Genomic DNA, 25,444 nt, shown 5'->3' with positions numbered 1-25,444 from the left:
CCGACACGCTGCTGCAGATCCAGCACCGCCGATCCGGCTTTTGCCCTTTTCTCTTCCAAGCGAAGCAAAGCAGACACGTTTTCGGCTTCGGAGCCCGCGTCGCCGCGCCCAGGGCTTGCTACTCGGCTCGGTCAGCCCGTGCCGCTGTGTGGCCCGGTCCGGGCCGGCGCAGCACGCCGGGCGTTCGCATGGGCTGCGCGGCATGCCGCGCAAGCAGCCCCTGCTCACCCTAGGCTGACTCGCCGCCGCGGGCCATCCATGGCCCGCTTTCCGCAATCCCCGGCCGAGGCGACGTTCTGATCTCGGATGGCCCAATGTCTTCGACGGGGCCTACGTCGAAAACTTCACCGACGCCGCAATCCTGACGCTCGCGGCAGTGGCGGATCGGGCGGAGGCTGCGTCGAACACGCCATGGATGGCGTGCGCCCGAGTCAGGGCAGGATACCCTGACCGAGGGAAGAGCAGCCCCAGCCCGACACGTCGCTGCGGTTCCGGCATCAGTAATCAGGCTTTGAGGGCTTTTCTCCTATCCCGCATTAACAAGAGCGGAAACGGCATCCGCTTCTCCCGCTGTATCCATCGCCCCACCGGACACACCCACGCAGGTATCCCGATGGGCGACGGAAACCGCGCCTACTTCACCGGCGTCAGCCGCAGGTCCTGGAAGTCGAAGCTGAAATCGGTCAGCGGCGAGATGGCCTGCATCCGCGCCTCGCGCGGCTTGCCGTCGACGTCCAGCGTGAAGGTGACGAACGCATCGGCGTTCAGCGCACGATCGCGCCAGCGCACGATGAAGGTATCGTGCTGCCAGTGTTCAAGATCGCCGAGCAGTTGCGCGGTCTTCGCGAACTGGATCTCCAGCGCGCGTCCGTTCTGGCGCAGCATGACGTCGCCGTACCAGGGATCGCGCCAGGTGCCGGCGTAGCCGGACAGCGGCAGCGACGGCCGCGACTTCGCATCGCGCGCGTCGACATGCTTGCGCCAGCTCTCCTCGGCCTTGCCCTGGGTCGCCGTCAGCGATTTGGCGTAGGCCGCGATCCAGTCGGTCTGCGCCGGGACCGATGAGGCCGACGCACTTCCCAGCATCAGGTCCAGCGCATGCAGGGTCACGGCATGGAACGCAGCGCCAACTTCCTGGTTGGTCAACACCACGATGCCGAGCTTTTCTTCCGGCACCAGGGTCAGCCGCGACACCATGCCGGGCCAGCCGCCGGTGTGCCAGACCAGCTTGCGGCCGCGGTAATCGCTGAGGCTCCAGCCCTCGCCGTAACCCGAGAAATTCGGGCGCATCGGCACGAGCTCGGGCACCGCCGGCTCCGGGATCGGAATCGGCGTCACCAGCGACCACATCGCCTTCTGCCGCGCTGCGCTGAACAGGCGCGTTTCCTTGCCCGGACCGTCGCCGGCCGAGATCACGCCACCATCGAGCTGCACGCGCATCCAACGGGCCAAGTCGTTGACGCTGGAATAGATGCCGCCGGCGCCGGCGTTGTTGGACCAGCTCATCCTCGGCACCGTGCTGAGCCTGCTGAAATCGGACTTGGCGTGACCGCTGGCGACATTGGTGTCGTCGTCGCGCAGATGGTCGCTGTTGAAGCGGGTATGGCGCATCTGCAGCGGATCGAACACACGCGACTGCAGGAACTGCGCATAGGTCTGTCCGCTGGCGGCTTCGATGACCAGTTGGGCGACGCCGTAGAGGATGTTGTCGTAGGCGTACTGGGTACGGAAGCCCCCGGTGACCGGGACGTCGCGCAGGCGCTCGACGATCTCGCGCGTGCTGTAGGTGGTCTCCGGCCAGTACAGCAGGTCGCCGGCGCCGAGGCCCAGCCCGCTGCGGTGCACCAGCAGGTCGCGCAGGCGCATCTCGCGGGTGACATAGGCATCACCCATGCGGAACCACGGCAGGTGGTCGATGACGCGATCGTCCAGGCTCAGCTTGCCGTCGTCGGCCAGGATCGACAGCGATGCCGAGGTAAAGGCCTTGGTGTTGGATGCGATCGCGAACAGGGTGTCGGCATCCACGGGTTCCGGCCGGCCGATCTCACGCACGCCGTAACCGCGCGCATGGAGGATCCTGCCATCCTTGATGACCGCGATCGCGATGCCGGGGACATCGAACGTACTGCGGGCGTGCTCGACGGTGGCATCGAAGGTCTGCCAGTCGATCGCGGTGGTGGTCGCCACGCTGCGCTGCATGTCGCCGACCACTTCGCGGGCCTTGGCAGTCGCATACGGCAGCGACGCCGCCAGCAGGACCACCAGGCCATACCGCATTCCCCACGCTGCCAAGTTCATGCACGTTCCCGAAGTCGTTGGATCTGGTTGTTGGCGCCGGCGGCTGTCGCCGGCTGTTGTCACCGGCTGTTGTCTCTGGTGACGGCAGCAGGCCATTCGAGCCGGCATTGTAGCGGCGCCGGGCAGCGCGCCGGGCGTCCGTTTGCCATGACGGCAGGCCGTCTCCACCCCCGTTGCGGGCATCGAGGCCGTCGGTCGCGCTAAGCTGGGCGCGCTTAGAACAGGTTCTTACCGCGCAGGAACGGCTTGCTGGAGCCGCTCCCCCCGCGAACCCGGGTGCGCAGATCATCGCGCGTACCCGCGCATACCCGCCTGGCACCCCGTGTGCCCGTCAGCCCGGAGGACAGCCGCATGCAAGCTCCCGCATCCCTTGCCGCCGATACCGTATCGACGATCATCCCCTGCTTGCGCTATCGCGATGCCCCGGCCGCGATCGACTGGCTGTGCCGCGCATTCGGCTTCGAGCGCCACGCGGTCTATGCCGAGGGCGACATCGTGCACCACGCGCAACTGACGTTCGGCAACGGCATGATCATGCTGGGCTCGACCGACAACGCCAGTGAATGGGGCCGGCAGATCGTGCAGCCCGGCGACGTCGGCGATCGCCAGACACAGAGCCCCTGCGTGATCGTCCGCGATGCCGACACCCACTACGCCCGCGCCGTCGCCGCCGGCGCGGTGGTCGTCCAGGACATCAGCGACCAGGCGTACGGTGGGCGTGGCTATTCCTGCCGCGATCCCGAGGGCCACCTGTGGTGGTTCGGCAGTTACGATCCATGGAAGGAAGCCGGCGGCTGAGCCGCCAGGCAACGCGATCGGCGCCGCCGGTCCGTCGCTTCACCCGCACCATCGTTCCACCGGGGCTGCCGCTGGCCCGCCCCGCCGACCCGCCGCCACACCCGTCCCTCACCGACGCACGACCCCACACCACAGGAGCCCTGCCCGATGACCTCCCGACGCGATTTCCTCGCCCTCGCCAGCCTTGCCACCGCTGGACTGTCGCTGACGCCGCTGGCCGCCTGCAGCCAGCAACCGCCCCCTGAGCGGCCGCGCGCTGAACCCACCGGCGCCATCGCCGACGTCGTGCCGTTCACCGGCCCGCTGCTGACGCGTGCGATCCCCGCCAGCGGCGAGCTGCTGCCGGTCATCGGCGCGGGCACCTCGGGCAGTTTCGAAGTCCCGTCCGGATCGCCCGAGTACGAGGCGCTGAAGGACGTGTTGAAAATCTTCTTTGGCGCGGGCGCGTCCCTGATCGACGTATCGCCCAACTATTCCAACGCCGACACCATCCTCGGCGAGCTGCTCGCCGACGGCGGCTGGCGCGACCGCTGCTTCCTGGCCACCAAGATCGCCGAGGACAGCCAGCCGGCGATCGAAGCGCAATGGGCCGAGAGCCTGCGCCGCCTGAAGACCGACAAGGTCGAGCTGCTGCAGATCCACAACCTGCGCAACATGGCGCAGGCCTGGCCTTACGCGCGTGCGCTGAAGGAACAGGGCAAGACCCGCTACATCGGCCTGACCCATTACCTGGAAAGCGGCCACGCCGAGCTCGAGCGCCTGATGCGCGCCGAGAAGCCCGACTTCATCCAGATCAACTATTCGGTCAATGCGCCGCAGGCCGCGCGCTCGCTGTTGCCGGCCGCGCAGGAGCTCGGTGTCGCCGTGCTGGCCAACCGCGTCTTCGACGATGGCAAGCTGTTCGCCAAGGTGCGCGGGCGCGACCTGCCGGGCTGGGCCCCAGAGGTGGGTGTCGAGTCCTGGTCGCAGATGTTCCTGAAGTTCGCGATCAGCCATCCGGCGATCACCGCGGTGATCCCCGCGACCGGCAAGCCCGAACGTCAGGCCGACCAGCTCAAGGCCGGTACCGGCGCCTTGCTGAGCCAGGCGCAACAGGACGAACTGATCGCCGCGTTCGCCTGATCCAGGCGTACCGTGCACACCGGGGTCGGAGAACGTCGACGCTGACCCGGTCTTCTTTCAACCGCACAGGAATCCATCGCACCATGTCCAGCCCGACGCCCCGCGAACGCGCGCGACCGGCCTTGCTGCAGCAGGTCTTCAATCTGCGTCGCGGCGAGCTCGCTCCGGTCATCATCGCGAGCCTGTTCTTTTTCTTCATCCTGACTGCGCTGATGCTGCTGCGCCCGGCGCGCGACGCGCTGGGCATGCAGCGCGGCATCGAGAGCATCCGCTGGCTGTTCATCGGCACCGCCGTGGCCACGCTGCTGGTCAATCCGGTCTTCGGCTGGCTGGTCAGCCGCTTCCGCCGGCTGCATTTCATTTCCGCGACGTATGCGTTCTTCGCGTTGAGCCTGGTCGGCTTCTGGGCGCTGCTGTTGCTGGCGCCGCAGGCCGTCGGCGAGCGCAGCGGCCAGGTGTTCTATGTGTGGTTCAGCGTCTTCAACCTGTTCGTGACGATGGTGTTCTGGGCGCTGCTCGCCGACCGCTTCACCAGCGAACAGAGCAAGCGCTTCTTCGCCCTGATCGCCGTCGGCGGCACGCTCGGTGCGATCTTCGGGCCCTGGCTGACCTCACAACTCGCCGAGCCGCTGGGCACGCCCAGCCTGCTGCTGATCGCAGCGGCCTTTCTTGGCCTGGGCATCGTCTCGGCGTGGTTGCTGGTGCTGATCCAGCCCGATCGCGAGCGCCAGCGTTCGACGGCAACCGATGAGGCGCCGGCAGCGCAGGTGCCGCAGGAACACGAGCGCATCGGCGGCAGCCCCTGGGCCGGCATCCGCGCGGTGTTCTCGTCGCCCTACCTGATGGGGATCGCCGGCTACGTGATCCTGATGACGATCATGGCGACCTTCATCTACTTCACGCGGTTGCAGATGGTGGCCGCGGCCGAAGCCGACACCGATGCCCGCGCCGCGTTGCTGGGCAACATCGACATGTGGACGCAGGTCGCCGTGCTGGTGCTGCAGCTGACGCTGACCGGACAGATCATCAAGCGCTTCGGGCTCGGCTTCGCGCTGGCGCTGTTGCCGGTGGCGACCGCGATCGGCTTCATCGGCCTGGCCGCGTATGGATCGTTCGTCGTACTGATCCTGCTGGAGGCGACCAACCGCGCCTTCCAGCGCGGCATCACGCGTCCGGCCCGCGAAACCCTGTACACCGTCGTCAGCCGCGAAGACAAATACAAGGCCAAGGCCTTCATCGACACCTTCGTCTATCGCGTCGGCGACGTGGTCGGCGCGCAGACCGAAGGCCTGCTGGGACGTCTCGGCCTTGCCCTGGCCGGACTGGCCAGCGTGGTGCTGCCGCTCGCGCTGGTCTGGGCAGCGTTGGGCCTGTGGCTTGGCCGCCAGCAGCAGCGAAGAACGCCGAAGGCGGAAGGATAACGCCGGGAGACACCTGCCCCGGCTTTCCGTTGCCGGCTCAGCCGCGCAGGGTGGCGCCGCCGTCGACGTAGAGGTCCGCCAGTGCGACGTGGCCGGCCTGGTCGGACAGCAGGAACATCACGGCGTTGGCGATGTCGGCAGGCGTGGCGAGCTTGCGCAACGGGATGCCGGTCCTGTAGACCTCGGGCAGGCCATCGATGACGCGCTGCTCGCCCTGCTCGTCGTGCCACATGCCGGTCTGCATCGGCGTCAGCGTCGACCCCGGTGCGACGATGTTGCAGCGGATGCCCAGCGGCGCCAGTTCGAGCCCCAGGCAACGGGTGAACATCGTCGCCGCCGCCTTCGATGCCGCGTAGGCCGCCATGCCGTCGCGCGGGATGCCGGCGGCATTGGAGCCGACCGTGACGATCGCGCCACGTCGGCGCGGCGACATGTGCCGCGCCAGCGCGCGCGAGACATGGAACACGCCGTCGGCATTGACCGCAAACACCTGTCGCCAGTCGGCATCGGAGGTGCTGTCGACACGACCGGTCGCCAGCACGCCGGCGACATTGACGCCGATGTCGATCGGGCCGATCTCACGTTCCACGCGCTCAAGCAGCGCATCGACGTCCTCGCTGCGGGTGACGTCGAGTGCGAAAGCATGCACCGCAGCCGCAGCATGACGCGAGGTATCGCGCTCGTCAGCAGCGCGCACGTCAGGAGGACGCGCCAGCACGGCGGGCGCCTCGAACGCAGGCACCTCGAATGCAGGCGCCTGCAGGTCGGTCGCGACCACGGTGCAGCCGCTGGCGCGCAGCAGTGCTACCAGCGCGGCACCGATGCCACCGCCTGCGCCGGTGACCAAGGCGATCCTGTTGTCGAATCCCGTCAGTTGCATCGCGTCCCGCCCTGGTTGAATCGGGAGCGGCAGGATGCCACTCCGCCTTTGTCATCACACCGCGTCACGACGCACCACGATCCCATCCGCGCAGGCGCGCGTCCAGCAGCGGCGCGATCCGGGCAGCCGCATCGCGACCGCTCATCTGTGCATGCAGGAACGGCAGATCGACCGCTTCGACATGATCGGCATACGGCGCCCACAACGCGGACTGCAGTTGCGGTCGCGCGGCATGGTCGTTGCCCGCACGCAGGTGCAGCAGTGTGCCGGCGGCGCAGCCATGGTGATGTTGGCGAACCAGCCGGTTGGTGTCGGTGACCGCGCGCACGACGCCATCGAGCACCACGTCCGGCAGGTTGCCGAGCGCGCTGTCGCCGCGACGCAGGAACGCGACGATCTTCGCGCGCGTATCCAGTTCGGGAAACTGCTCCGGGTCGTAGCCGGCGATCGCCAGCAGCGCACGCAGCGCGGCCACAGGGTCGGGCTCGGGTTCGGCCCGCCAGCATTCGCTCGGATACGCATCCAGCAGCGCCAGCACGCCGACCTGGCGTCCCATCGCCTGCAGTCGGACGGCCATCGCCTGCGCGAGGATGCCGCCGACCGACCAGCCGGCCAGGTGCATCGGCCCATCGGGCTGCAGCGCGACGGCGCGACGCGCGTAGTCGTCGGCCAGCGCGTCGATGCTGGCCGGCAACGGCTGCGCGGCATCCAGGGCGGGCGACTGCAGGCCATGCACATGCCGGCGGGGCTGCAGTGAACGCGACAGGTCGCGATAGTTCCAGGCGATGCCGCCGGCAGGGTGCACGACGAACAGAGGCGCCAGCGACGGATCGCCTTCGACCAAACGGATCACCGGCGCCAGGCCGTGGTCGGTCCCGGTCTCGCCGGCGTCGATCCGTGCGGCCAGTCCGGCGACGGTCGGGGCCGCGAACAATGCGCCCAGGCCCGGATCGCGCGACCAGCGCTGCTGGATCGCCAGCAGCAGGTGCACGGCCGACAGCGAATCGCCGCCGAGCGCGAAGAAATCAGCATCGGCGCCAAGCGGGCGATCGAGGTCCAGGACCTGCGCGAACAGCGCTGCCATCGCATGCTCGCTGTCGGTCTGCAGGGGCTCGCCCTGCCCGGCATCGAGTGCAGGTACCGGCAAGCGGTTGCGGTCGAGCTTGCCGTTGGCGGTGACCGGCCAGTCGTCGAGCACGACGCGTGCCGCCGGCACCATGTAGTCCGGGACGCGCGCCAGCAGGTGCGTGCGCAGCGCATGCGCATCGAGCGCTCCGGCGCCATCGCGCAGTTGCAGGTAGGCGACCAGGCGTCTGTCGCCGGGACGATCCTCCCGCACGATGACCTCGCCGCGTTCCAGCTGCGGGAACGCGCGTAATGCGGCTTCGATGTCGCCCAGCTCGATGCGCAGCCCGCGCAGCTTGACCTGGTGGTCGCTGCGGCCGAGGAACACCACCGCGCCATCCTCACGCCAGCGCGCAAGGTCGCCGGTGCGGTAAATGCGCCCGCCACGGACGAAGGGATCGTCGATGAAGCGCTCGGCGGTCAGGTCGTCGCGGCCGAGGTAGCCGCGCGCGAGCTGCACGCCGCCCAGGTACAGGTCGCCGACCACGCCGGCAGGCAACGGGCGCATCCGCGCATCGAGCACGTACAGGCGCGTGTTCCACACCGGGAAACCGATCGGCACCGGCAGCGAGCGATCCTCGCGGCTGGCCGGCCAGTAGCTGACGTCGACCGCGGCCTCGGTGGGGCCATAGAGGTTGTGCAGTTCACCGACGATGCGGGCATGGAAACGGTCGCGCAGGTCGGTGCCCAGTTCCTCGCCGCTGCAGAACACGCGGCGCACCTGCAAGCCGTGGCTCGCGGGCACGGCGAGGAAGGCCGACAGCATCGACGGCACGAAATGCAGGGTGGTGATCGCACGTTCGCGGATGATCCGCGCCAGCGCGACCGGATCGCGATGCGCGTCCGGCGGCGCCATCACCAGGGTCGCGCCGCTGAGCAGGGGCAGGAAGAATTCCCAGACCGACACATCGAACGTCGCCGGAGTCTTCTGCAGGATGCGGTCGCCGGCCGCAAAGCCGTAGTGCGTGCGCATCCATTCCAGCCGGTTGACGATCGCGCGATGCTCGACCAGCACGCCCTTGGGCTCGCCGGTCGAACCCGAGGTGTAGATCACGTAGGCGGCATCGTCCGGCCCTGCAGGATCCGGCAAAGCGAGGTCCTCCAACGCGAAGTCCGCCAACGCGAAACGATCGCCATCGGCGCGCGGATCGGAGGGCGCGAGCGGTGTCCATGCCTCCGGCGACAGCACGGGCACCGCGCCGAAACGCGCGGCGTCTTCCGCAGCGGCGAGCACGCAGACCGGTGCGGCGGACGCGAGGATGCGGGCGATGCGGTCGTCGGGATGGGCCAGGTCCAGCGGCAGGTAGGCGCCGCCGGCGCGCTGGACGGCCACCAGCGCAATCTCGAGTTCCAGCGAACGCGGCAAGGCGACCGCGACGATGGATTCGCGGCCGACACCCGACGCGCGCAGCTGCAGGGCCAGCGCGCGCGTGCGTTGTTCGAGCTGCGCATAGCTGAGCGTCTGCCCCAGGTATTCCAGCGCCGGTGCGTCAGGCGTCGCGGCCGCCTGCGCCTCGAACAGCGCGACCAGGGTTGTCTCCGGCAGCGGATGCGCGGTGTCGTTGACATCGAACAGGTAGCGCTGCGCTTCGGCCGGCGTCGCCAGTGCGATGTCGGCCATGCTGCCGCCGCGCGTATGCGCGTCGAACGCCGACGACAGGAACGCGAGCAGGCGATCGCCATGCGCCTGCAGCTGCGGCTGCGTGTACAGCGCGGGGTTGGCCTCGATCTCAAGGTCCAGCATCGTCACGGTGTCGCCACGGAAACCCAGGGTCACGTCGTCGACCGGGCCGGTCGCGAGGATGTCCAGCGTCACCCGCGTCCCGCTCAACTGCGGCGGACGATAGAACGGCTGCACGTTGACCAACGGGCCATGCAAGCGTCGCTGCCCGCCCAGCAGGCCCAGGTCACGCCGCAACTGCTCGCCGCGATAACGGCCATGCCGGCGTCCGCGCACCAGCGAGCGGCTCAGCGCCTGCACATAGGCAGCGACGTCCAGCGTCTCGGCCGCGGCGACGCGCAGCGGCAGCACGTTCATGACCATCGCTAGCACGCGCGCGGAGGCGCTGCCCAGCCGGCCCATGAACGGCACGCCGACCACGGCTTCGGCAACGCCGGACATGCGCTGGCAATACGCCGCGGTCAACGCGGTCAACACATCGGGCCAGGGCTGGCCGATCGCGTCGGCCACGGCATGCAGGCGTTCACGCAACGCCGGCGCGACCGGCTGCACATGCCGCAGGCAATCCTGCGCAGCATGCGCGAACCCGGGCCCGAGGCCTACGGGCGCGGGCATGCCGGCCATGGCATCGCGCCAGTACGCGGCATCCGCGCTGCGTCGTTCCGAGCTGCGGTACTGCAGGTCTTCTGCCAGCGCCGCGTCCAGCGCGGCCAATGGCAGGCCGCTGTCGCCCTGGCCGAGGACCGCGGCGTACAGGGCGCAGATGCGCTCGGTCAGCAGCGCCATGCCGTAGCCGTCGGTGGCCAGGTGATGCACGCGCAGGTACCAGGCATGGCGATCCGGACCGAGGACGTACAACTGCTGCAGCGCAAGGCGATCGCGCACGGGATCGACCGGCACCTGTCGCTCGCGCAACATCGCCGCGCGCGCGGCAGCCTGGGGATCGGCCTCCTGCGAGACATCAACGATCTGCAGCCGCGGCAGCAGGCTGTCGTCGACGCCCTGGACCGGACCGCCGGCCCCGTCGCGCATCCGCAGCGACAGCGCCTCGGCTTCGGCCACGCCGCGGTTCGCGGCCTCGGTGAAGGCCGGCACGTCCAGCGGACCTTCGATCCAGAGCGCATGCGCGGTGTTGAACGCGGCATTGTCCGGCGCCATCCGCTGCGCGTACCACAGCCCTGCCTGCGCTTCGGTCAGGGCGACATCGTCCGTGCGCACGTTAGCCGGCGTCGCGGAGAGCACGCTGGCAAGTGCATTCATGACGCGGCGGCCTGTGCCTGGAGCCTGCGCACCACCTGCCACCAGCCGGCCAGCGTGGTGTGCTCGGCCAAGTGCGAGAACTCGAGCGCGAGACCGGTCTTGCCCCAGGCCATCACCAGGCCGAGCATGCGCATCGAGTCGAGCCCCAGGTCGATCAGGTTGTCGTCGTCGCGCACGTCCTCCGGGGCTTCGCCCAGCAGCCTGGCGATGTCGATGCGCATGCGTTCGAGCGTCAACGGTTCGGGGGTCGTGGCGGGGGACATGGACAGCGTCATTGCAAGGACTCCAGCAATTGCGAAGTGGTCAGCGGAACCCCGCAGCAGCGGGCGATCCAGTGCAGCGCGAGATCGTGGTCGGCGCGCGAGAAGTCGGCGACGGCGTCGGCCGCGACAAAGGTTTCGATGTCGCGCTGGAAGGCTTCGGCGGCGGTCGCCATGACACCGATGTGTGCATAGACGCCGGTCACCAGCAACTGGTCTCGGCCGCGCGCGCGCATCAGCGTGTCGAGGTTGCTGCGCTGGAATGCGCTGTAGCGATGCTTGACCAGGACGTGGTCGTCGGCGGTCGGCGCCAGCGCATCGACGATACCCTCGTGGCTGCTGATCGCGCGCATGCCCGGGCCCCACAGATCGGCCTGCAGGCCGCGATCGCAGCGTTGCTGGTGTCCGCGCTGGGCGGTGTAGAACACCGGGATGCCCTGCGCGCGCGCATGTGCCAGCAGGCGCGCGATGTTGCTGATCACCGGCGTCAGCGGCGAGGCATCCGCAGTGAACGCCGACAGGAAATAGCGCTGCATGTCATGCACCAGCAGCGCGATGCGCGATGTCTCCGGCCGCCAGGCGCCGCGCGGCGTCGGCAGCTCGCCGACGGTCGGCAAGGCATAGGCGGGAATGCTCGGCAGGGCCATCAGGATTCCTTGTTCGCGTCGGGCGCGTCTGCGGCCGCGTTCGTCTCGAGGAACTGCCGGCGCAACTGCGCCCGCAGCTCGCGTCGACTGATCTTGCCGACCGCCGTGGTACCGAACGCGTCCACGAACACGATCTGGTCCGGCACCTTGAACGCCGCCAGTCCGCGTCCACGCACCCAGGCCTTCAGCTCGGCCGGGCGCGGACGCTGCTCGCTGCCGCCGTTGGCGATGACGAACGCGCAACTGCGCTCGCCGAGATAGTCGTCGGGGATCGATACCACGGCCGCATCGAAGACCTGCGGATGCGCGAGCAGGTGATCTTCGATCTCTTCGGCGGAGATCTTCTCGCCGGCACGATTGATGTGGTCGGTCGCCCGCCCTTGCACCACCAGATAGCCCTCGGGCGTCCGCAGCACCATGTCGCCGGTGCGGTAGTAGCCGTCCTCGGTGAACGCGCGCGCGTTGGCGGCATCGTCGTTGTGGTAGCCGCGGATCGTGTACGGACCACGCGTCAGCAGGTGACCGGTGTCGCCGTCTGCGACCGGGGTGCCGTGGTCGTCGACGATCAGCACCTCGTCGTCCGGACTGATCGGCCGACCCTGGGTGCCGATGACCAGGTGCTCGGGATCGTCCAGGCGCGTGTAGTTGACCAGGCCTTCGGCCATGCCGAACACCTGCTGCAGCGTGCAGCGCATGCCGGCGATGACGCGGCGCGCCGCCTCCGGCACCAGCTTGGCGCCGCCGACCTGCATGACCTGCAGGCTGGACAGGTCGTAGGCGCTGCCCTCGGCCGCCTGTGACCACAGCAGCGCCAGCGGCGGCACCAGGCCGACGCAGGTCACGCCTTCGCGCTCGACCAGCGGGAAGGCCACGTCCGGCCCCGGCCCCGGGCTCAGCACCACGCGACCGCCGGCATACAGCGCACCGAAGAAGCCCGGCGAACTCATCGGGAAATTGTGCGCGACCGGCAGCGCCACCATGTAGACGCTGTCACGGCCGATGCCGCAGAGCTCGTTGCTGGCGCGGAAGCTGTAGATGTAGTCGTCGTGGGTTCGCGGAATCAGTTTCGACAGGCCGGTGCTGCCGCCGGAGATCTGCAGGAACGCGACCGACTGCGGATCGGGGTCGCCCGGCAACCGCGACGGATCGGCGACGAAACCATCGAACGCCGCAAACTCCTGCGCGTCGCCGACCACGACCACATGCCGCACGGCCGGCACGTCGGCCTGCAGGTCGCGCGCCAGCGTGCGGTAGTCGAACTGCCCGTAGCGCTCGGCGACGACGTAGGCCGAGGCCTCGGATTTGCGCACGAAATGCGCGATTTCGGTCAGCCGGTGCGCGGGCAAGGCATACACCGGCACCAGCCCCGCGCGGAACAGCCCGCAGACCACGGCGACGAACTCGGGAATGTTGCCAAGCTGCACAACGACGCGATCGCCCGGGACGAGCCCCAGCGCGAGGAAGCCGGCCGCGGCGGTCTCCGCCCGCTGCCACAATTGCGCGTACGTCCAGCGCGCGTCGCCGCCCGGGCCGGCCCCGACGACGGCGATGTCGTCGGCGAAGTCGCGTGCGCGCTCGCGCAGGAATCCGGGGAAGGTTTCCCCGCGCCAATGGCCAGCCTCGCGATAGCGCTCCACGAAGGCCTGCGGCCATGCCTGTCGCAGCGGAACCCGTTGGTCATTCATGTCTGTCCCCTTGTTCATGCCTGCCCCTTGTCCATGCATGCTGCCCGCACCCTGGCGAGCACGCTTCGATGTCGATCCTGATGTCGATGCCGGTCCCCATGCTCACAGCACGCTGTTGTCCGGGATGCCCATGGCGTTGAGCATCGCCATGAACTTGGCCGAGGTCTCTTCCACTTCGAGCGCCGGCACCGAGTCGGCGACGATGCCGGCACCCGCGAACAGCCGCATGGCATGTCCCTGCAGGTGCGCGCAACGGATCGACACGTACCAGTCGCCATCACCGGCGGCGTCGCTCCAGCCGACCGCACCGGCATAGAAGCCCCGGCCCTCCGGCTCCAGTTCGCGGATCGTGCGCAGCGCCGGCAGGCTCGGCGTCCCGCAGACCGCAGGCGTGGGATGCAGGATGGCCGCCAGCGCCGCCGCCGAGATGTCCGGATCCTTCAGCACGCCGGCGATCCGCGTGCCGAGGTGCCACATGGTCGCGGTGGCATGCAGCGACGGTTGCGTGGCCGCCTGCAGCCGCGTGCACAGCGGCGACAGACCATCGAGGATCGCCTCGACCACGAAATGATGTTCGTTCTGGTCCTTGTCCGATGCCAGCAGCGCATGCGCCGATTGCCGGTCCGCCTGCGCATCGGCGGATCGTCGCGCCGATCCGGCCAGCGGATGCGACAGCACCGCGCGCCCTCGCCGCGAGACCAGCAGTTCCGGTGTCGCGCCGACCAGCCAGGCCGGCGGTTCGCCATTGGCGACCGGCAACGAGGCGACGAAGGTCGTCACCGCAGGATCGACGTCGAGCCTGGCCGCCAGCGCGAACGGATCGATGCGGCGGTGGGCCTCGACATGCAGGCTGCGCGCCAGCACGACCTTGCGCAGCGGCCCCGACGCCGCGCGCCAGGCCACGCGTTCGCCGGCAGTGGACGGTGACGTGCCCCCCACACTGCGCAATCGCGCCACGCATTCCGCGACCGCATGCGCATAGTCGGAGACCGTCGGTTGCTGCCGCGCATGCAGGCCCTCGGGATCCAGCAACGGGGCCGATGGCACCGTCCCCTGCATACGCGCCGCATCTGCCATCGAGAACCGCAGCGGCTGGTACAGATGATCGTGCTGCGCCGGATCGAACGGCAACGCCCCCACCAGCACGGCAGGCGTGTCGCCGGGCACGGTCTCGGCAAAAAACGCGTCGACACGCGCCGCCAGCGTCGTCGTCGTGCCGGGCACCAGCCTGCGCCGGCAACCGGTCCCTTCGCGCAGGCCATCCGGACCACGCAGCAGGAAGCGCGCCTCGGCCACGTCCGCGAGCGACGCCACCGCAGCCGGCTCAGCCGACCGGTCCATCAGCGCGACCTCGCCCGACACGCGGTCGATCTCGCCCAGCGACGACGGGCGGCGGTCGTGTTTCATGCGCCCGGTCCGCGCTTGAACATCGCCGCCACGGCCAGCCCCACCAGGACCACGCCGACCGCAAGGTACGGTGCCGCCGGCGACCAGCGATAGATCAGCGTGCCCAGCAGCGGGCCGGCCATCATGCCCATGCCCTGCATCGACGCGACCGTGCCGGCGGCCGCGCCCTGCTCGTACGACTGCACCGAATCCGCGGTCAAGGCCTGGAAGGCGGGAAACACGAAGCCCATGCCGAAAGCCGCCACCGCATACGCCACCAGCAGCTGCCCTTGGCTCGCCGCCAGCGCCACCGACGAGAACCCGATCGCCGAGATCCACGCGCCCAGCACGATCCAGCGCCGGGCCGGCACCGACTTCATCCGCATCACCAGCGCCTGCGCCAGGATCAGCCCACCACCGACCGATGTCAGCGCGAGGCCCGCGACGCGCGCGCCTTCGGCCGGCGTCAATCCAAGGCGATCGATCGCAAAGAAGCCGACCGTCACCTGCGCGATCGACACCGACACCATCGATGCGAACGCCGTGAAGGCAGGCAGGCGGATGCGCGGGTCCAGCAGCGCCAGCGTCGGCCGCTTGCCGCCACCGGCCGATGGCTTCGGCGCGGTCGCCGGCAGCCGCCACCACAGCACCAGCCACGACAGCAGCGGCAAGGCCGCGGCCGCATACAGGGCGAGAGCGATATCCCTTGTCGCCAGCCAACCCGCCGCGGCGGGCCCGAGCACCATGCCCAGCGCATTGGCCGTGCCGAGCTTGGCCATCGCCGAGGCACGCGCGCCGGGCTCGACTTCATCGGCGACCACCGCCGCCGCAGTCGGCGGCACCGCGGCATAGAACGCGCCAATCGCGGCACGGGTCGCGACCAGCACGATCACCGACACGATGACTCGCGGCGGATCGCGCAGCGCCAGGTCCACGAACAGGGCCATCAGCAGATAGATCAGCGCATAGGCCGCCAGCGCGATCAACAACACGCGACGCCGGCCGATGCGATCGCTGAGCGCGCCCCAGCGTCGCGCCAGCAGCATCCAGAACACGCCGGCCGCGGTGACCGACAGGCCAGCGTGCCACTCGGCCAGGCCGAGCACCCGCACCACCGGACCGACCACGGCGACGAACGACATCATCGCCATCGTCCCGGCCAGCGCGGTGAAGACCAGGGCGGGCAGCGACGACACGGATTTGGGGGCAAGCGACATCGTGGGGACTTCTTCCAATGAGTGCGGCGACCGCCGGAGCGGCAGGGCGCGGCACGACCGCGGGCAACGGGGCTGGCAGGCGCCAAGGGCATGGGCGGATCAGGCGGAGGCTGCTACGACCGGGCCCGGCCGGACAGGCACGCCTGCCAACCCATGAATAATAACAGTTCGCATTCGCGCGAGGATTCTCAAACGTGTTGCGCAGCGAACGCTTGCTTGCTCTAAGGGTCACGCACAGCCGCTGGAACGCTGCGTGCCGTGAAATCGATGAGGGACTCCCGTTCTGGCCACGGATCGTGCTGCGACGCCGCCCGTGCCAGGCCGCCGCATAACGCTGGTGGGCGCGATCGGTGCACACAGGCCCCGATCAATATTGAGAATAATTCCCATTACGTTCAAAATCCGTGTGTTGTCTCCCCCTCCGATCGTCCCCCAGCCGCCGCCACAGGACCCGGGCCACACTCATTCCGGAGTTCTTTGCGATGTCCCGCTCCCACTCACTCTCCACGTCACGCGCCAACAAGGCCTGCGCCAGCACGCGCCTCCCGTCCTCTTCCCCGGTCTCCCTGCTGCGCGCCTCGACGGGCCTGCTGGCGGGGGCCATCGCCCTCACGCTGGCGGCCCCGGTGCTGGCCGATGCCGACACCGACACGGCCGACGCCCAGAGCGCCAAGACCTTCGACACCGTCGTCGTCACCGCCTCCGGCCACCAGCAGTGGATCAAGGACGCACCGGCCAGCATCAGCGTGATCACGCGTGAAGAGATCGAGCGCAAGCCGGTCAGCAGCATCGGCCAGTTGCTGAGCACGATCCCGGGCGTCACCGGCGGCTATGCACTGTCGGGCGCGCAGTCGAAGATCCGCCTGCGCGGCCTGCCCGAGCAATACACGCTGATCCTCATCGACGGCCGCCGCCAGGGCAATTCGGCCGGCGTGAACTATCGCGACGACCTCGGGCCGCAGGACCTCAATTGGTTGTCGCCGGACATGATCGAGCGCATCGAAGTCGTGCGCGGGCCGATGTCCTCGCTGTACGGCTCCGACGCGATGGGCGGCGTCATCAACATCATCACCCGCAAGATCGCACCCGAATGGCGCGGCACGGCGACCTACAACTACAGCCGTCCCAGCGCCTCCGAGCGCGGCGATACCATCCAGCTCGGCGCCCAGTTCAGCGGACCGCTGACCGACAACCTCGGCCTCCGCGTCGGCGCCAACCTGACCGACCGCACCTCCGACACCGGCGCGCGCCAGACCCCCGGCAACAAGGCCGAAAACGCCAACGCGCTGTTGAACTGGCGCATCAACGACAACCACAGTCTGGCCTTCGAGGCCTCGCGTGGCGTGCAGCGCGCCAGCGGCGCCGGTGCTGTCAGCGCCTGGGGCCTGTCGAAGCTGGAGCACACCGGTTACGTGGTCAGCCATGACGGTCGCTATGGGGAAGCCACGACCTCCAAAACCACGCTGGTCGACAACGAGTACGAGGACACGGGCAGCCAGGTCGGCGCATGGTCGAAGGAAACCGTGTTCGACACCGCCTTCAGCACCGGCTTCGACTGGATCTTCGCGCACTCGCTGAATGTCGGCGCGCAATGGAAGCGCGAGGAACTGCAGAACCCGGACACCATCGGCACCGTACCGGTGACCTGGAACGACAGCGGCCGCATCAGCCCGAACAGCCAGGCCGACTCCTGGGCGCTGTTTGCCGAGGACCACATCTCGCTGCGCGACAACCTGGCGCTGACGCTCGGCCTGCGCCTGGACAACACCGAGAACTACGACGACAACCTCAGCCCGCGCATCTATGCGGTCTGGCATCCGTCCAGCGACTGGACCGTGCGCGGCGGCGTCTCGCGTGGCTTCCGCGCGCCCAACCTGAAGCAGGGCAGTGCCGGCGCGGCCACCCAGTCGGGCGGCAACGGCTGCCGCAGCCTGGCCGTCGACGGCTGGACCAGCCAGTCGGTCAACGCCGACGGCACCCGCGGCTGCTACATGGCCGGCAATCCGGACCTGGAACCCGAAACCAGCACCAACTATGAAATCGGCGGTGCCTTCGACCGCAACGGCTGGTCCGTGTCGGCGACCTACTTCCTGACCGATTTCGAAGACAAGATCGAGCAGGTTCCGCTGAGCACCCTGCCCGGCTTCACCACCAGCCTGGTCAACGGCTACTGGTGGACGGTCGCGCAGAACATCCAGGAAGCGCGCACCCGCGGCGTCGAAGCCAGCCTCAGCGTGCCGCTGCACGAGCGCGTGAGCTGGACGACCAACATCACCCGCATGCTGGAGTCCAAGAACCGGACCACCGGCGCCAACCTGCTGGTCGTGCCCAAGATCACCGCCAACACCTCGCTCGACTGGCAGGTGACCGAGGACTGGTCGCTGTTCCTCAGCGGCCAGCACATCGGCGAGCAGCTGATCGCCGCCGCGAGCTCCACGTTCGCCAAGTCCTACACCACCTGGGACCTGGGGACCGGTTACGACGTCAACGCCGGCCTGACCCTGCGAGCCGGCGTCCGCAACCTGACCGACGCGTCGACCCTGGAAGAAGGCAACAACTACGACGGCGGCGCGCGGACCTACTTCATCGGGCTGACCGCCCGCTTCTGAGGCAGCTGTGGCGCGCTCCCATCGGGGGCGCGCTGCAGGCCCCGCCCGTCATCCCAGGCTACGCGCGGCGACATGGACCTGCCCCGCGCATGCACGGTTGAGAATAAGTCGCATTCACCTTAAGATCCGGACGTTGGGGAATGCGCCGGTGTCATCGCGCCGCTGCTGCACGGCCTCCGCGCACGACGATCCACACCGGCTCCCCGGACCTCCCGCTTTACAACCCGAACCGAGCGCATGCCCGCCTTGTCCGCACGATCCGTCCGCCGCTCCGCTTCACGCGCCACCGCGCTCGCCGTCCTCGCGGGTCTGTTCGCACTGTCCAACGCCATGATCATCCCGACCGTGAACGCACAACAGCGCAACCCGCTGCAGACGATCGGCGAAACCGTCGCCGACCACGCCTCCGCGCACTACCGCTTCGAGCGCTTTACGCTCAGCAGCGTGGACGGCAGCCGCATCTGGCGCGTCCACGTCGGCATTCCCAAAACCGCCGCACCCGAGCAGGGCTTCCCGTCGTTCTGGATGCTCGATGGCAATGGCGCGCTGATGGAGTTCGACGACGCCCTGGTCGCGGAACTCGCCCAGCAGGCACGGCCGCAGGTGCTGGTGTTCATCGGCTACGACAATGAACTGCGCATCGATTCCGCAGCGCGTACGCGCGACTACACGCCGGAGCTGACGCCCGACGACCAGCACGACACCACCACGCATCCGTTGACCGGCGGCGCCGATGCGTTTCTGGACGTGATCGAACGCCGCATCCGACCGGAGATCGAACGCAGGGCCATGATCGACCCGGACCAGCGCACGCTGTGGGGACATTCGCTGGGCGGCCTGTTCGTGCTGCACACGCTGTATACGCGGACGGGCGCCTTCCAGACCTACGCATCCGGCAGTCCCTCGATGTGGTGGCAGAACGGCCTGGCCATACGCGAAGGCGAGCGCTTCATCACCCACAATGCCGGCCACCCCGCGCGCGTGCTGATCCATCTGGGGGGAGCCGAGCGTGTCGGCGATCGCGGCCAGCGCGACATGAGCAATCCGCGCGTTGTCGCCCACCTCGAGCGCGTCAAGGGTGCGCCGCCGGATGCTGCAATGCAGCTCGCCCAGCGCCTGCAGGGCGTGCCCGGCATCGACGCCCGCTACCGCGAATTCGAAGGCCTGGGCCATGGCCCGATGTTCCGCGCCTCGCTGATGAGCGCGCTGCACAGCGTCACCGGCGTCGCCGACCGCAGCGGCGGCAAGCCATGACCGTCGTGCGCCGGCACGCGGCGTCCTCTCTCCCCTGCCCGGCCCGCGATGGCGCCGGCCGTCCTCTTTTCTTCAGGAGTCTGCAATGAACAAGACCACGTCACGTGCCCCCCGCCTGCGGCTTGCCGCGCTTGCCCTCGCCCTGTCGGGCATCGCCGGCATCGCCTCCGCGCAGGTCTTCGACCAGCCCGATACCGGCTTCAAGGGCGCCGTCCGCGCAGCCTCGCAGAACGTGCTGCCCGGCAGCGACGTCGAATTCAACGGCAGCAACTTCAAGCCCGGCCAGCAGGTGACCCTGCTGCGTGGCGCGACCGTGCTCAATGCACAGCCCTTCACCGCCGATGCCGAGGGCAAATTCAAAGGTACGGTCAAGATCCCGGCCGATGCGGTCGCTGGGCGCCACCCGATCATCGTGCGCGCCGACAACCCGGATGCCGCCGTCGTGTTCGACCTGAAGATCTCCAAGGACATCCCGCTGTCCGGCCAGGACCGTTTCGACGCGGTCAGTGAACCGATCACCCGCGGCCTGTACCAGTCGGCGTACAGCGCCAAGGAAAACGCGGTCTATGTCACCGCCGCGATCGGCCGCCCCCCGGTGACCGAATCCGAGCTGATCAAGGTCGATGCCGATACGCTGAAGATCGAGGCGCGCATCACGCCCGCCAGGATCCCGGGCCATGACGACAACCGCGTCTACGCGGTCTACGGCGTCGCCGTCGACGACGTCAACGGCAACGTCTGGGTCACCAACACCCGCGACAACACCGTCGCCGTCTATCGCCAGTCGGACCTCAAGCTGGTCAAGCAGTTCGAAGCCGGCACGGTGCCGCACGGCCGCGATGTCATCGTCGACGGCGAGCGCGGACGCGTCTACGCCTCGTCGGTCGAGGAACCCAAGATCGCGGTGTTCGACGCCAGGACGCTGCAGAAGCTGCCCGACATCGAGATCGCGTCCGGCGTGCGTGGCGAGAAGTTCTCGCCGATGAGCCTGGACCTGGACCGCAGCACCGGCAAGCTGTTCACCGTCAGCATCTCGACGCCGGAAGCCGCAGTCATCGACGGCGTTTCCGGCAAGACCGAGAAGGTCATCGCCCTGACCAATGCCGCCAGCGCCTCCGGCGTGGCGTGGGACAGCGACAGCAAGCGCCTGCTGGTCGCCTCGCAGGGCAGCGACAACCTGCTGATCGTCGATCCGGTCAGCGGCAACATCGTGCACGACGTCTACGTCGGCAACGGATCGTTGAACGTGGTCTACGACCCGGTCATCAAGCTGGCCTTCGTCAGCAATCGTGGCGCCGGCACGGTCACCGCGGTGGATGCCAGCGGCAAGATCGTCGCCAACCTCGAAGCCGGCACGCTGCCCAACCACCTGCACGACGATGGCCGTGGCCACGTGTACTCGGTCAACAAGTCGCGCGGTGCCGAAGATCCGCGCGGCGATCGCCTGACCCGTTTCTCGCTGAAGTCGAAGTAAGCCCCAGGCAACGCCGGTTCGCCGGTGTTGCTCCAGGAACCTGTCCACGATCTTGCTGCGCTTGCCATCTGGCGCGCCTGCGGTGCTCGGTTGCTCATGTACCCGCACGTACACTGCGCTTTCTGCCTGCTCTTCACTGGCATGCACACCATGCACCACCTGGCTGCGCTCGCGACAGATCGTGAACAGGTTCTAAAATCGACGACGAGACGCCGGGTGCCGCGTGCGCCCGGCGTTTCCGCTTTCGGTGCAGCGCCCTCCGAGGCCTTTGAACGGGCCTGACCAGACACCCCATTTGGATTCCGAGATGTCCAGCCTGAAGCACTCCGCCCTGTTCGCCCCAAGCCTTTTCGCATCGCGCCTTCCGGCGCCGCGCCTGCTCGCCGTGGCGCTGTCCGCCCTGCTGGCGACGGTCGCCTGCTCGCCGTCGCAGCCTACTTCGTCCTCTGCGCCCGTCACGCCCGCTGCCGACGCAGCGACCGCTGCGACCACGCACAACGCCGCCACCGATGCCAACGTCGATGAGGCGCTGCCGGCCGCCTGGCTGGCCGTCACCGGCACCGACGTCCCCAGCGTACCGGCCTCGCAACAGGACCTGCCGGCTACCGTGCGTTCGGACGACGACGTCGAGGTCACCATCGAAGACACCCGCCGCACCATCGCCGGCAGCGACGACATCATCGCGGTCATGGAATCGCTGGGCCTGGCCGACCATGTGTTCGCCGCGCCGCGCAACTCCGTCACCGCCGCCGGTCGCGCCGCGAAGCAGCAGTTCCTGTTCAACCGCAACACCGGCGTCGAAGGCGTGCTGAGCCTCGACGGCACCCTGTTCGTCGGCAACAGCCTGCGTCGCCACGCGCAGAGCGGCCTGGCGCAGAAGCTGCGCGATGCCGACCTCGATGCGCTCATCGTCGACGACCTGCAGCCGGCGCCGGACAAGGTCCGCAAGATCGCCGCGATTTTCGGCCATGCCGATGAAGGCATCACGCTGGCGACGCAGGTGCAGGCGCAGCTCGACCGCGCCGCGCAGATCGCCGCCTCGCATCCGCGCAAGCCGCGCGTGATCCACCTGTCGGCCACCGGGGCCGGCGGCATGCCGACCGTCGGCGGCGCCGATACCGCGGCGGCCGGCGTGATCCGCGTGGCCGGCGGCATCAACATCGGCGACGAAGCCAAGGTGTCCAACTACTCGCAGCTCAGCAATGAAGGCATCGTCGCCGCGGAGCCCGAGATCATCCTGCTGACCCGCAACGACCTGCGCCTGCTCGGTGGCGAGGCCGGTCTGTGGAAGGCCTACCCGTCGCTGAAGGAAACGCCGGCCGGCCAGGCCAACCGCGTCTGGGTCATGCCCGACATCCAGCTCAAGGCGACCAGCGTCGCCTCCGGTGCGGGCGCGATCGCACTGGCCGAAGCGCTCGCCGCGTTCGCGAAGCAATCCGGGACATGAGCCAGGCGGCAAGGCCGGTCCGGCCGCTCCCGACCTCCCGCAGCGGCACCGTGCGCCGTCCCAACGGCGCCCTGCTGCTCTGCGCCGGACTGGTGCTGCTGGTGCTGGCGATCCTGCTGTCGTTCGGCACCGGCCCGCTGAAGGTGCCGGCCGGCGACGTCATGCACGCGATCGGCGTGCAGTTGGGGCTGGCCGAACCGGGCAACCTCAGCCAGCGCGACATCTCGGTGGTCTGGAACATGCGCATCCCGCGCGCGCTGCTCGGCGCGCTGGTCGGCGCCTCGCTGGCGATGGCCGGTGCCAGCCTGCAGGGCCTGTTCGGCAATCCGCTGGCCGACCCGGGCATCGTCGGCGTCACCAACGGTGCCGCGCTCGGTGCGGTGGCGGCGATCGTGCTCGGCCTGACCGCGTTCGGCGCATGGACCGTGCCGGTGTCGGCCTTCATCGGCGGCGCACTGACAACCTCGCTGATCTACGTGCTCGCGCGTCCCGGACGCGGCAGCGGCACCGCGACGCTGCTGCTGGTCGGTATCGCGATCGGCGCCGCCTGCTCGGCGGCGATCGGCTTCTTCACCTATGTCGCCAACGACAACGAGCTGCAGTCGCTGGTGTTCTGGCAGATGGGTTCGCTGGCATCGGCCAGCTGGTCGCAACTGGCCTCGGCCCTGCCGGCCTTCGTCGTCGGCGCGATCGCATTGATGTTGCTGGCCACGCCGCTGGACATGCTCGCGCTTGGCGAACGCCAGGCCCAGCACATCGGCCTGGACGTCAAGCGCACGCGCGCGATGCTGGTCGCCTGCAGCGCGCTGCTCGTCGGCAGCGCGGTCGCGTTTGCCGGCTCGGTCGGCTTCGTCGGTCTCGTGGTGCCGCATTTCGTGCGCCTGCTGGCCGGCCCCGGGCATCGCTGGCTGTTACCATTGTCGGCGATCTGCGGCGCCCTGCTGATCGTCATTGCCGATACCGCGGCACGTACGCTCGACCCGCCATCGGAGATCCCGCTGGGCCTGTTCTCGGCTGCGCTCGGCGCGCCGTTCTTCCTGTGGCTGGTGTTGCGCCAGAAGCCCGGGGGCGCGCACTGATGTCCGCCGCCTTGGAGGCCTCCTCGACGGGCACCGCGCTGCTGCGCCTGCATCGCATCAGCCTGCTGATCGGCGGCCATCCGCTGGTCAACGACATCTCGCTGGATTTCGCGGGCAGCGGCCTGACCGCGCTGGTCGGCCCCAATGGCGCCGGCAAGTCCACCCTGCTCGGCATCGCCGCAGGCGACACCTTGCCAACGTCCGGTGAGGTCTCGCTGGCGGGCAAGCCGATGGCCGCCTGGCGCGCACGCGCACTCGCGCGCGAACGCGCGGTGATGCCGCAGGACCATGCCGTGCGTTTTGCGTTCAGCGTCGCCGAAGTGGTCGCGATGGGCCGCCTGCCGCACACGCCGGACCCGGTGAAGGACGAAGCCATCGTCGAGCAGGCGCTGGCCGCGTCGGACATCACCCGGCTCGCCGACCGCAACGTGCAGACGCTGTCGGGCGGCGAATCGGCGCGCACCGCGTTCTCGCGCGTCCTGACGCAGCAGACCCGACTGATCCTGCTCGACGAGCCCACCGCCGCGCTCGACATGCATCACCAGGAAACCACGCTGCGCCGGTTGCGCGAGCTGGCCGATGCTGGCGCCTGCATCATCGTCGTGCTGCACGACCTGAATCTCGCCGCGGCCTATGCCGACCGCATCGTCATGCTCGAAAGCGGCCGCGTCGTCGCCGACGGTGCGCCACGCGAGGTGCTGACCGAGGAGATCATCTCGCGCGTCTATCGCCAGAGCGTGCACATCATCGAGCACCCCACGCGCGGCATCCCGCTGGTCGTCGTGACAGGCTGATCCCCGGACGGCCTGCTCGACGGCAGGAGCGGCCATGCCACCTGAGCGGACGTCGGGCTTGTCGACGTCAGGCCGTCATCTGCGCCGCTGGCTCACCGCCACGCTGCCCAGGATCAGCGCACCGGCCAGCGCCATGGTCCAGGTCAGCGGCTCATCCAGCAGCCACCACGCCCAACCCACCGCGAACAACGGGATCAGGTAGGTCACCGTCGACGCCCGGCTGGCGCCGATGCGCGCGATCAGCCGGTAATAGAGCACGAAGGCCGCGCCAGTGCAGAGCACGCCCAGCGCCAGGGCCGCCGCCCAGGACGCCGATGGAATCGGCGCCGTCGGCCAGGTCCACAGTGCGAACGGCAGCAGCAACAGCGACGACACGCCCAGCGTCGCCGATGCCACCGCGGCCGCGGGCAATCCGGTCAGGTGGCGACGCACCAGGTTGATACCGATGCCGTACAGGAACGAAGCCGTGGCCCCGGCCACGACCGCCCAGCCGATGCTGACGCCGGCGATCTTGCCGCTGGCCAGCACCACGACGCCGGCAAACCCGATCAGCAAGGCGGAGGCCTGCCGGCCGCCGATCTTCTCGCCGAAGAACAGAAACCCGACCAGCGCGGTGAACAGTACCGTCATCGCATTGGCGATCGCGCCAACGCCGGCCGGTGCGCGTTGCGCGGCCCAGGCGAACAGGATGAACGGTACCGCCGAGTTGATGACGCCGATCAGCGCAAGCTTCGGCCACAGCGCCAGCGGAAAACGCAGGCGTTCGCGCCACAGGAATGGCAGCAGCACCAGCGCACCCGCAGCCAGCCGCACCTCGACCAGCGGAACCGCACCGAAGTCCTTGGCCGCGATCCGCATGAACAGGAAGGACGCGCCCCAGATCGCCCCCAGCAAGCCGAGCTCCAGCGGCGTCAGCCAACCCGACAGCGCCGGTGCCTGCGCGGTATGGCCGGTGGGAGTGGCATGGGGCGTCGACATGGCATGGGCCGGACTGGAGGAGCGGTCAT

At 69.0% G+C, this 25,444-nt stretch carries 18 protein-coding genes; 9 read left to right on the top strand and 9 right to left on the bottom strand.

Annotated elements, in window-relative coordinates; genetic code table 11:
• Window positions 1-633 precede the first annotated feature (633 nt).
• Complete coding sequence (locus ACYX7E_RS08920) at window positions 634-2,406, bottom strand: serine hydrolase (protein ID WP_462080214.1); 1,773 nt, start codon at window positions 2,404-2,406, stop codon at window positions 634-636.
• Window positions 2,407-2,649: 243 nt separating this feature from the next.
• On the opposite strand from ACYX7E_RS08920, the gene ACYX7E_RS08915 reads away from it, so the two are divergent.
• The 3 genes from ACYX7E_RS08915 (at window position 2,650) to ACYX7E_RS08905 (ending at window position 5,639) form a co-directional block, all read left to right on the top strand.
• On the top strand, window positions 2,650-3,096 hold the full coding sequence (locus tag ACYX7E_RS08915) for a VOC family protein (protein WP_462080213.1): 447 nt from the start codon (window positions 2,650-2,652) through the stop codon (window positions 3,094-3,096).
• Between the two features lie 147 nt (window positions 3,097-3,243).
• Entirely contained in the window at window positions 3,244-4,218 is a 975-nt protein-coding gene (locus ACYX7E_RS08910; RefSeq protein ID WP_462080212.1) for an aldo/keto reductase, read from the top strand.
• 83 nt (window positions 4,219-4,301) lie between these two features.
• Window positions 4,302-5,639: an NTP/NDP exchange transporter gene (locus ACYX7E_RS08905; protein WP_462080211.1), complete on the top strand. Its 1,338-nt coding sequence runs from the start codon at window positions 4,302-4,304 to the stop codon at window positions 5,637-5,639.
• Window positions 5,640-5,676: 37 nt separating this feature from the next.
• On the opposite strand, the gene ACYX7E_RS08900 is transcribed toward ACYX7E_RS08905, so the two are convergent.
• The 7 genes from ACYX7E_RS08900 to ACYX7E_RS08870 all read right to left on the bottom strand — a co-directional run bounded on the left by ACYX7E_RS08900 (window position 5,677) and on the right by ACYX7E_RS08870 (window position 15,780).
• Window positions 5,677-6,519 carry a 2,3-dihydro-2,3-dihydroxybenzoate dehydrogenase gene (locus ACYX7E_RS08900; RefSeq protein WP_462080210.1) on the bottom strand — a complete coding sequence of 281 codons (843 nt, stop codon included), beginning with the start codon at window positions 6,517-6,519 and terminating at the stop codon, window positions 5,677-5,679.
• Between the two features lie 64 nt (window positions 6,520-6,583).
• Complete coding sequence (locus ACYX7E_RS08895; RefSeq protein ID WP_462080209.1) at window positions 6,584-10,585, bottom strand: amino acid adenylation domain-containing protein; 4,002 nt, start codon at window positions 10,583-10,585, stop codon at window positions 6,584-6,586.
• Window positions 10,582-10,860: a phosphopantetheine-binding protein gene (locus ACYX7E_RS08890; RefSeq protein ID WP_462080208.1), complete on the bottom strand. Its 279-nt coding sequence runs from the start codon at window positions 10,858-10,860 to the stop codon at window positions 10,582-10,584. The genes ACYX7E_RS08895 and ACYX7E_RS08890 overlap by 4 nt, the downstream gene beginning before the upstream one ends.
• On the bottom strand, window positions 10,857-11,492 hold the full coding sequence (locus ACYX7E_RS08885) for an isochorismatase family protein (protein ID WP_462080207.1): 636 nt from the start codon (window positions 11,490-11,492) through the stop codon (window positions 10,857-10,859). Before ACYX7E_RS08885 ends, ACYX7E_RS08890 begins: the two co-directional genes overlap by 4 nt.
• Complete coding sequence (locus tag ACYX7E_RS08880; protein ID WP_462080206.1) at window positions 11,492-13,177, bottom strand: (2,3-dihydroxybenzoyl)adenylate synthase; 1,686 nt, start codon at window positions 13,175-13,177, stop codon at window positions 11,492-11,494. Before ACYX7E_RS08880 ends, ACYX7E_RS08885 begins: the two co-directional genes overlap by 1 nt.
• A gap of 102 nt (window positions 13,178-13,279) precedes the next feature.
• A complete protein-coding gene (locus ACYX7E_RS08875; protein WP_462080205.1) occupies window positions 13,280-14,584 on the bottom strand; it encodes an isochorismate synthase in 1,305 nt (434 codons plus the stop codon).
• Window positions 14,581-15,780: an MFS transporter gene (locus tag ACYX7E_RS08870; RefSeq protein WP_462080204.1), complete on the bottom strand. Its 1,200-nt coding sequence runs from the start codon at window positions 15,778-15,780 to the stop codon at window positions 14,581-14,583. The genes ACYX7E_RS08875 and ACYX7E_RS08870 overlap by 4 nt, the downstream gene beginning before the upstream one ends.
• 482 nt (window positions 15,781-16,262) lie before the next feature.
• Between ACYX7E_RS08870 and ACYX7E_RS08865 the strand changes: the two genes are divergently transcribed.
• From ACYX7E_RS08865 to ACYX7E_RS08840, 6 genes are all read left to right on the top strand, one after another.
• Window positions 16,263-18,389 carry a TonB-dependent receptor domain-containing protein gene (locus ACYX7E_RS08865; RefSeq protein ID WP_462080203.1) on the top strand — a complete coding sequence of 709 codons (2,127 nt, stop codon included), beginning with the start codon at window positions 16,263-16,265 and terminating at the stop codon, window positions 18,387-18,389.
• A gap of 330 nt (window positions 18,390-18,719) precedes the next feature.
• Window positions 18,720-19,643: an alpha/beta hydrolase gene (locus tag ACYX7E_RS08860; RefSeq protein WP_462080202.1), complete on the top strand. Its 924-nt coding sequence runs from the start codon at window positions 18,720-18,722 to the stop codon at window positions 19,641-19,643.
• A gap of 85 nt (window positions 19,644-19,728) precedes the next feature.
• Entirely contained in the window at window positions 19,729-21,117 is a 1,389-nt protein-coding gene (locus tag ACYX7E_RS08855; RefSeq protein ID WP_462080201.1) for a YncE family protein, read from the top strand.
• A 307-nt stretch (window positions 21,118-21,424) separates the two neighbouring features.
• Window positions 21,425-22,564, top strand: coding sequence for a heme/hemin ABC transporter substrate-binding protein (locus ACYX7E_RS08850; RefSeq protein WP_462080200.1), 1,140 nt, complete (start codon window positions 21,425-21,427; stop codon window positions 22,562-22,564).
• A gap of 74 nt (window positions 22,565-22,638) precedes the next feature.
• Entirely contained in the window at window positions 22,639-23,643 is a 1,005-nt protein-coding gene (locus ACYX7E_RS08845; RefSeq protein ID WP_462080258.1) for a FecCD family ABC transporter permease, read from the top strand.
• The gene (locus ACYX7E_RS08840; protein WP_462080199.1) at window positions 23,643-24,437 is read left to right on the top strand and encodes a heme ABC transporter ATP-binding protein; all 795 of its coding nucleotides are present in this window, start codon (window positions 23,643-23,645) and stop codon (window positions 24,435-24,437) included. The genes ACYX7E_RS08845 and ACYX7E_RS08840 overlap by 1 nt, the downstream gene beginning before the upstream one ends.
• A 75-nt stretch (window positions 24,438-24,512) precedes the next feature.
• Here the strand turns inward: ACYX7E_RS08840 and ACYX7E_RS08835 are convergent, their stop codons facing one another.
• Window positions 24,513-25,415 carry a DMT family transporter gene (locus tag ACYX7E_RS08835; RefSeq protein ID WP_462080198.1) on the bottom strand — a complete coding sequence of 301 codons (903 nt, stop codon included), beginning with the start codon at window positions 25,413-25,415 and terminating at the stop codon, window positions 24,513-24,515.
• Window positions 25,416-25,444 lie beyond the last annotated feature (29 nt).

It is taken from the genome of Luteimonas sp. RIT-PG2_3, assembly GCF_054902115.1.
The sequence above is the reverse complement of the archived record's forward strand: the minus strand, read 5'-3'. Positions and strand labels throughout refer to the sequence as shown.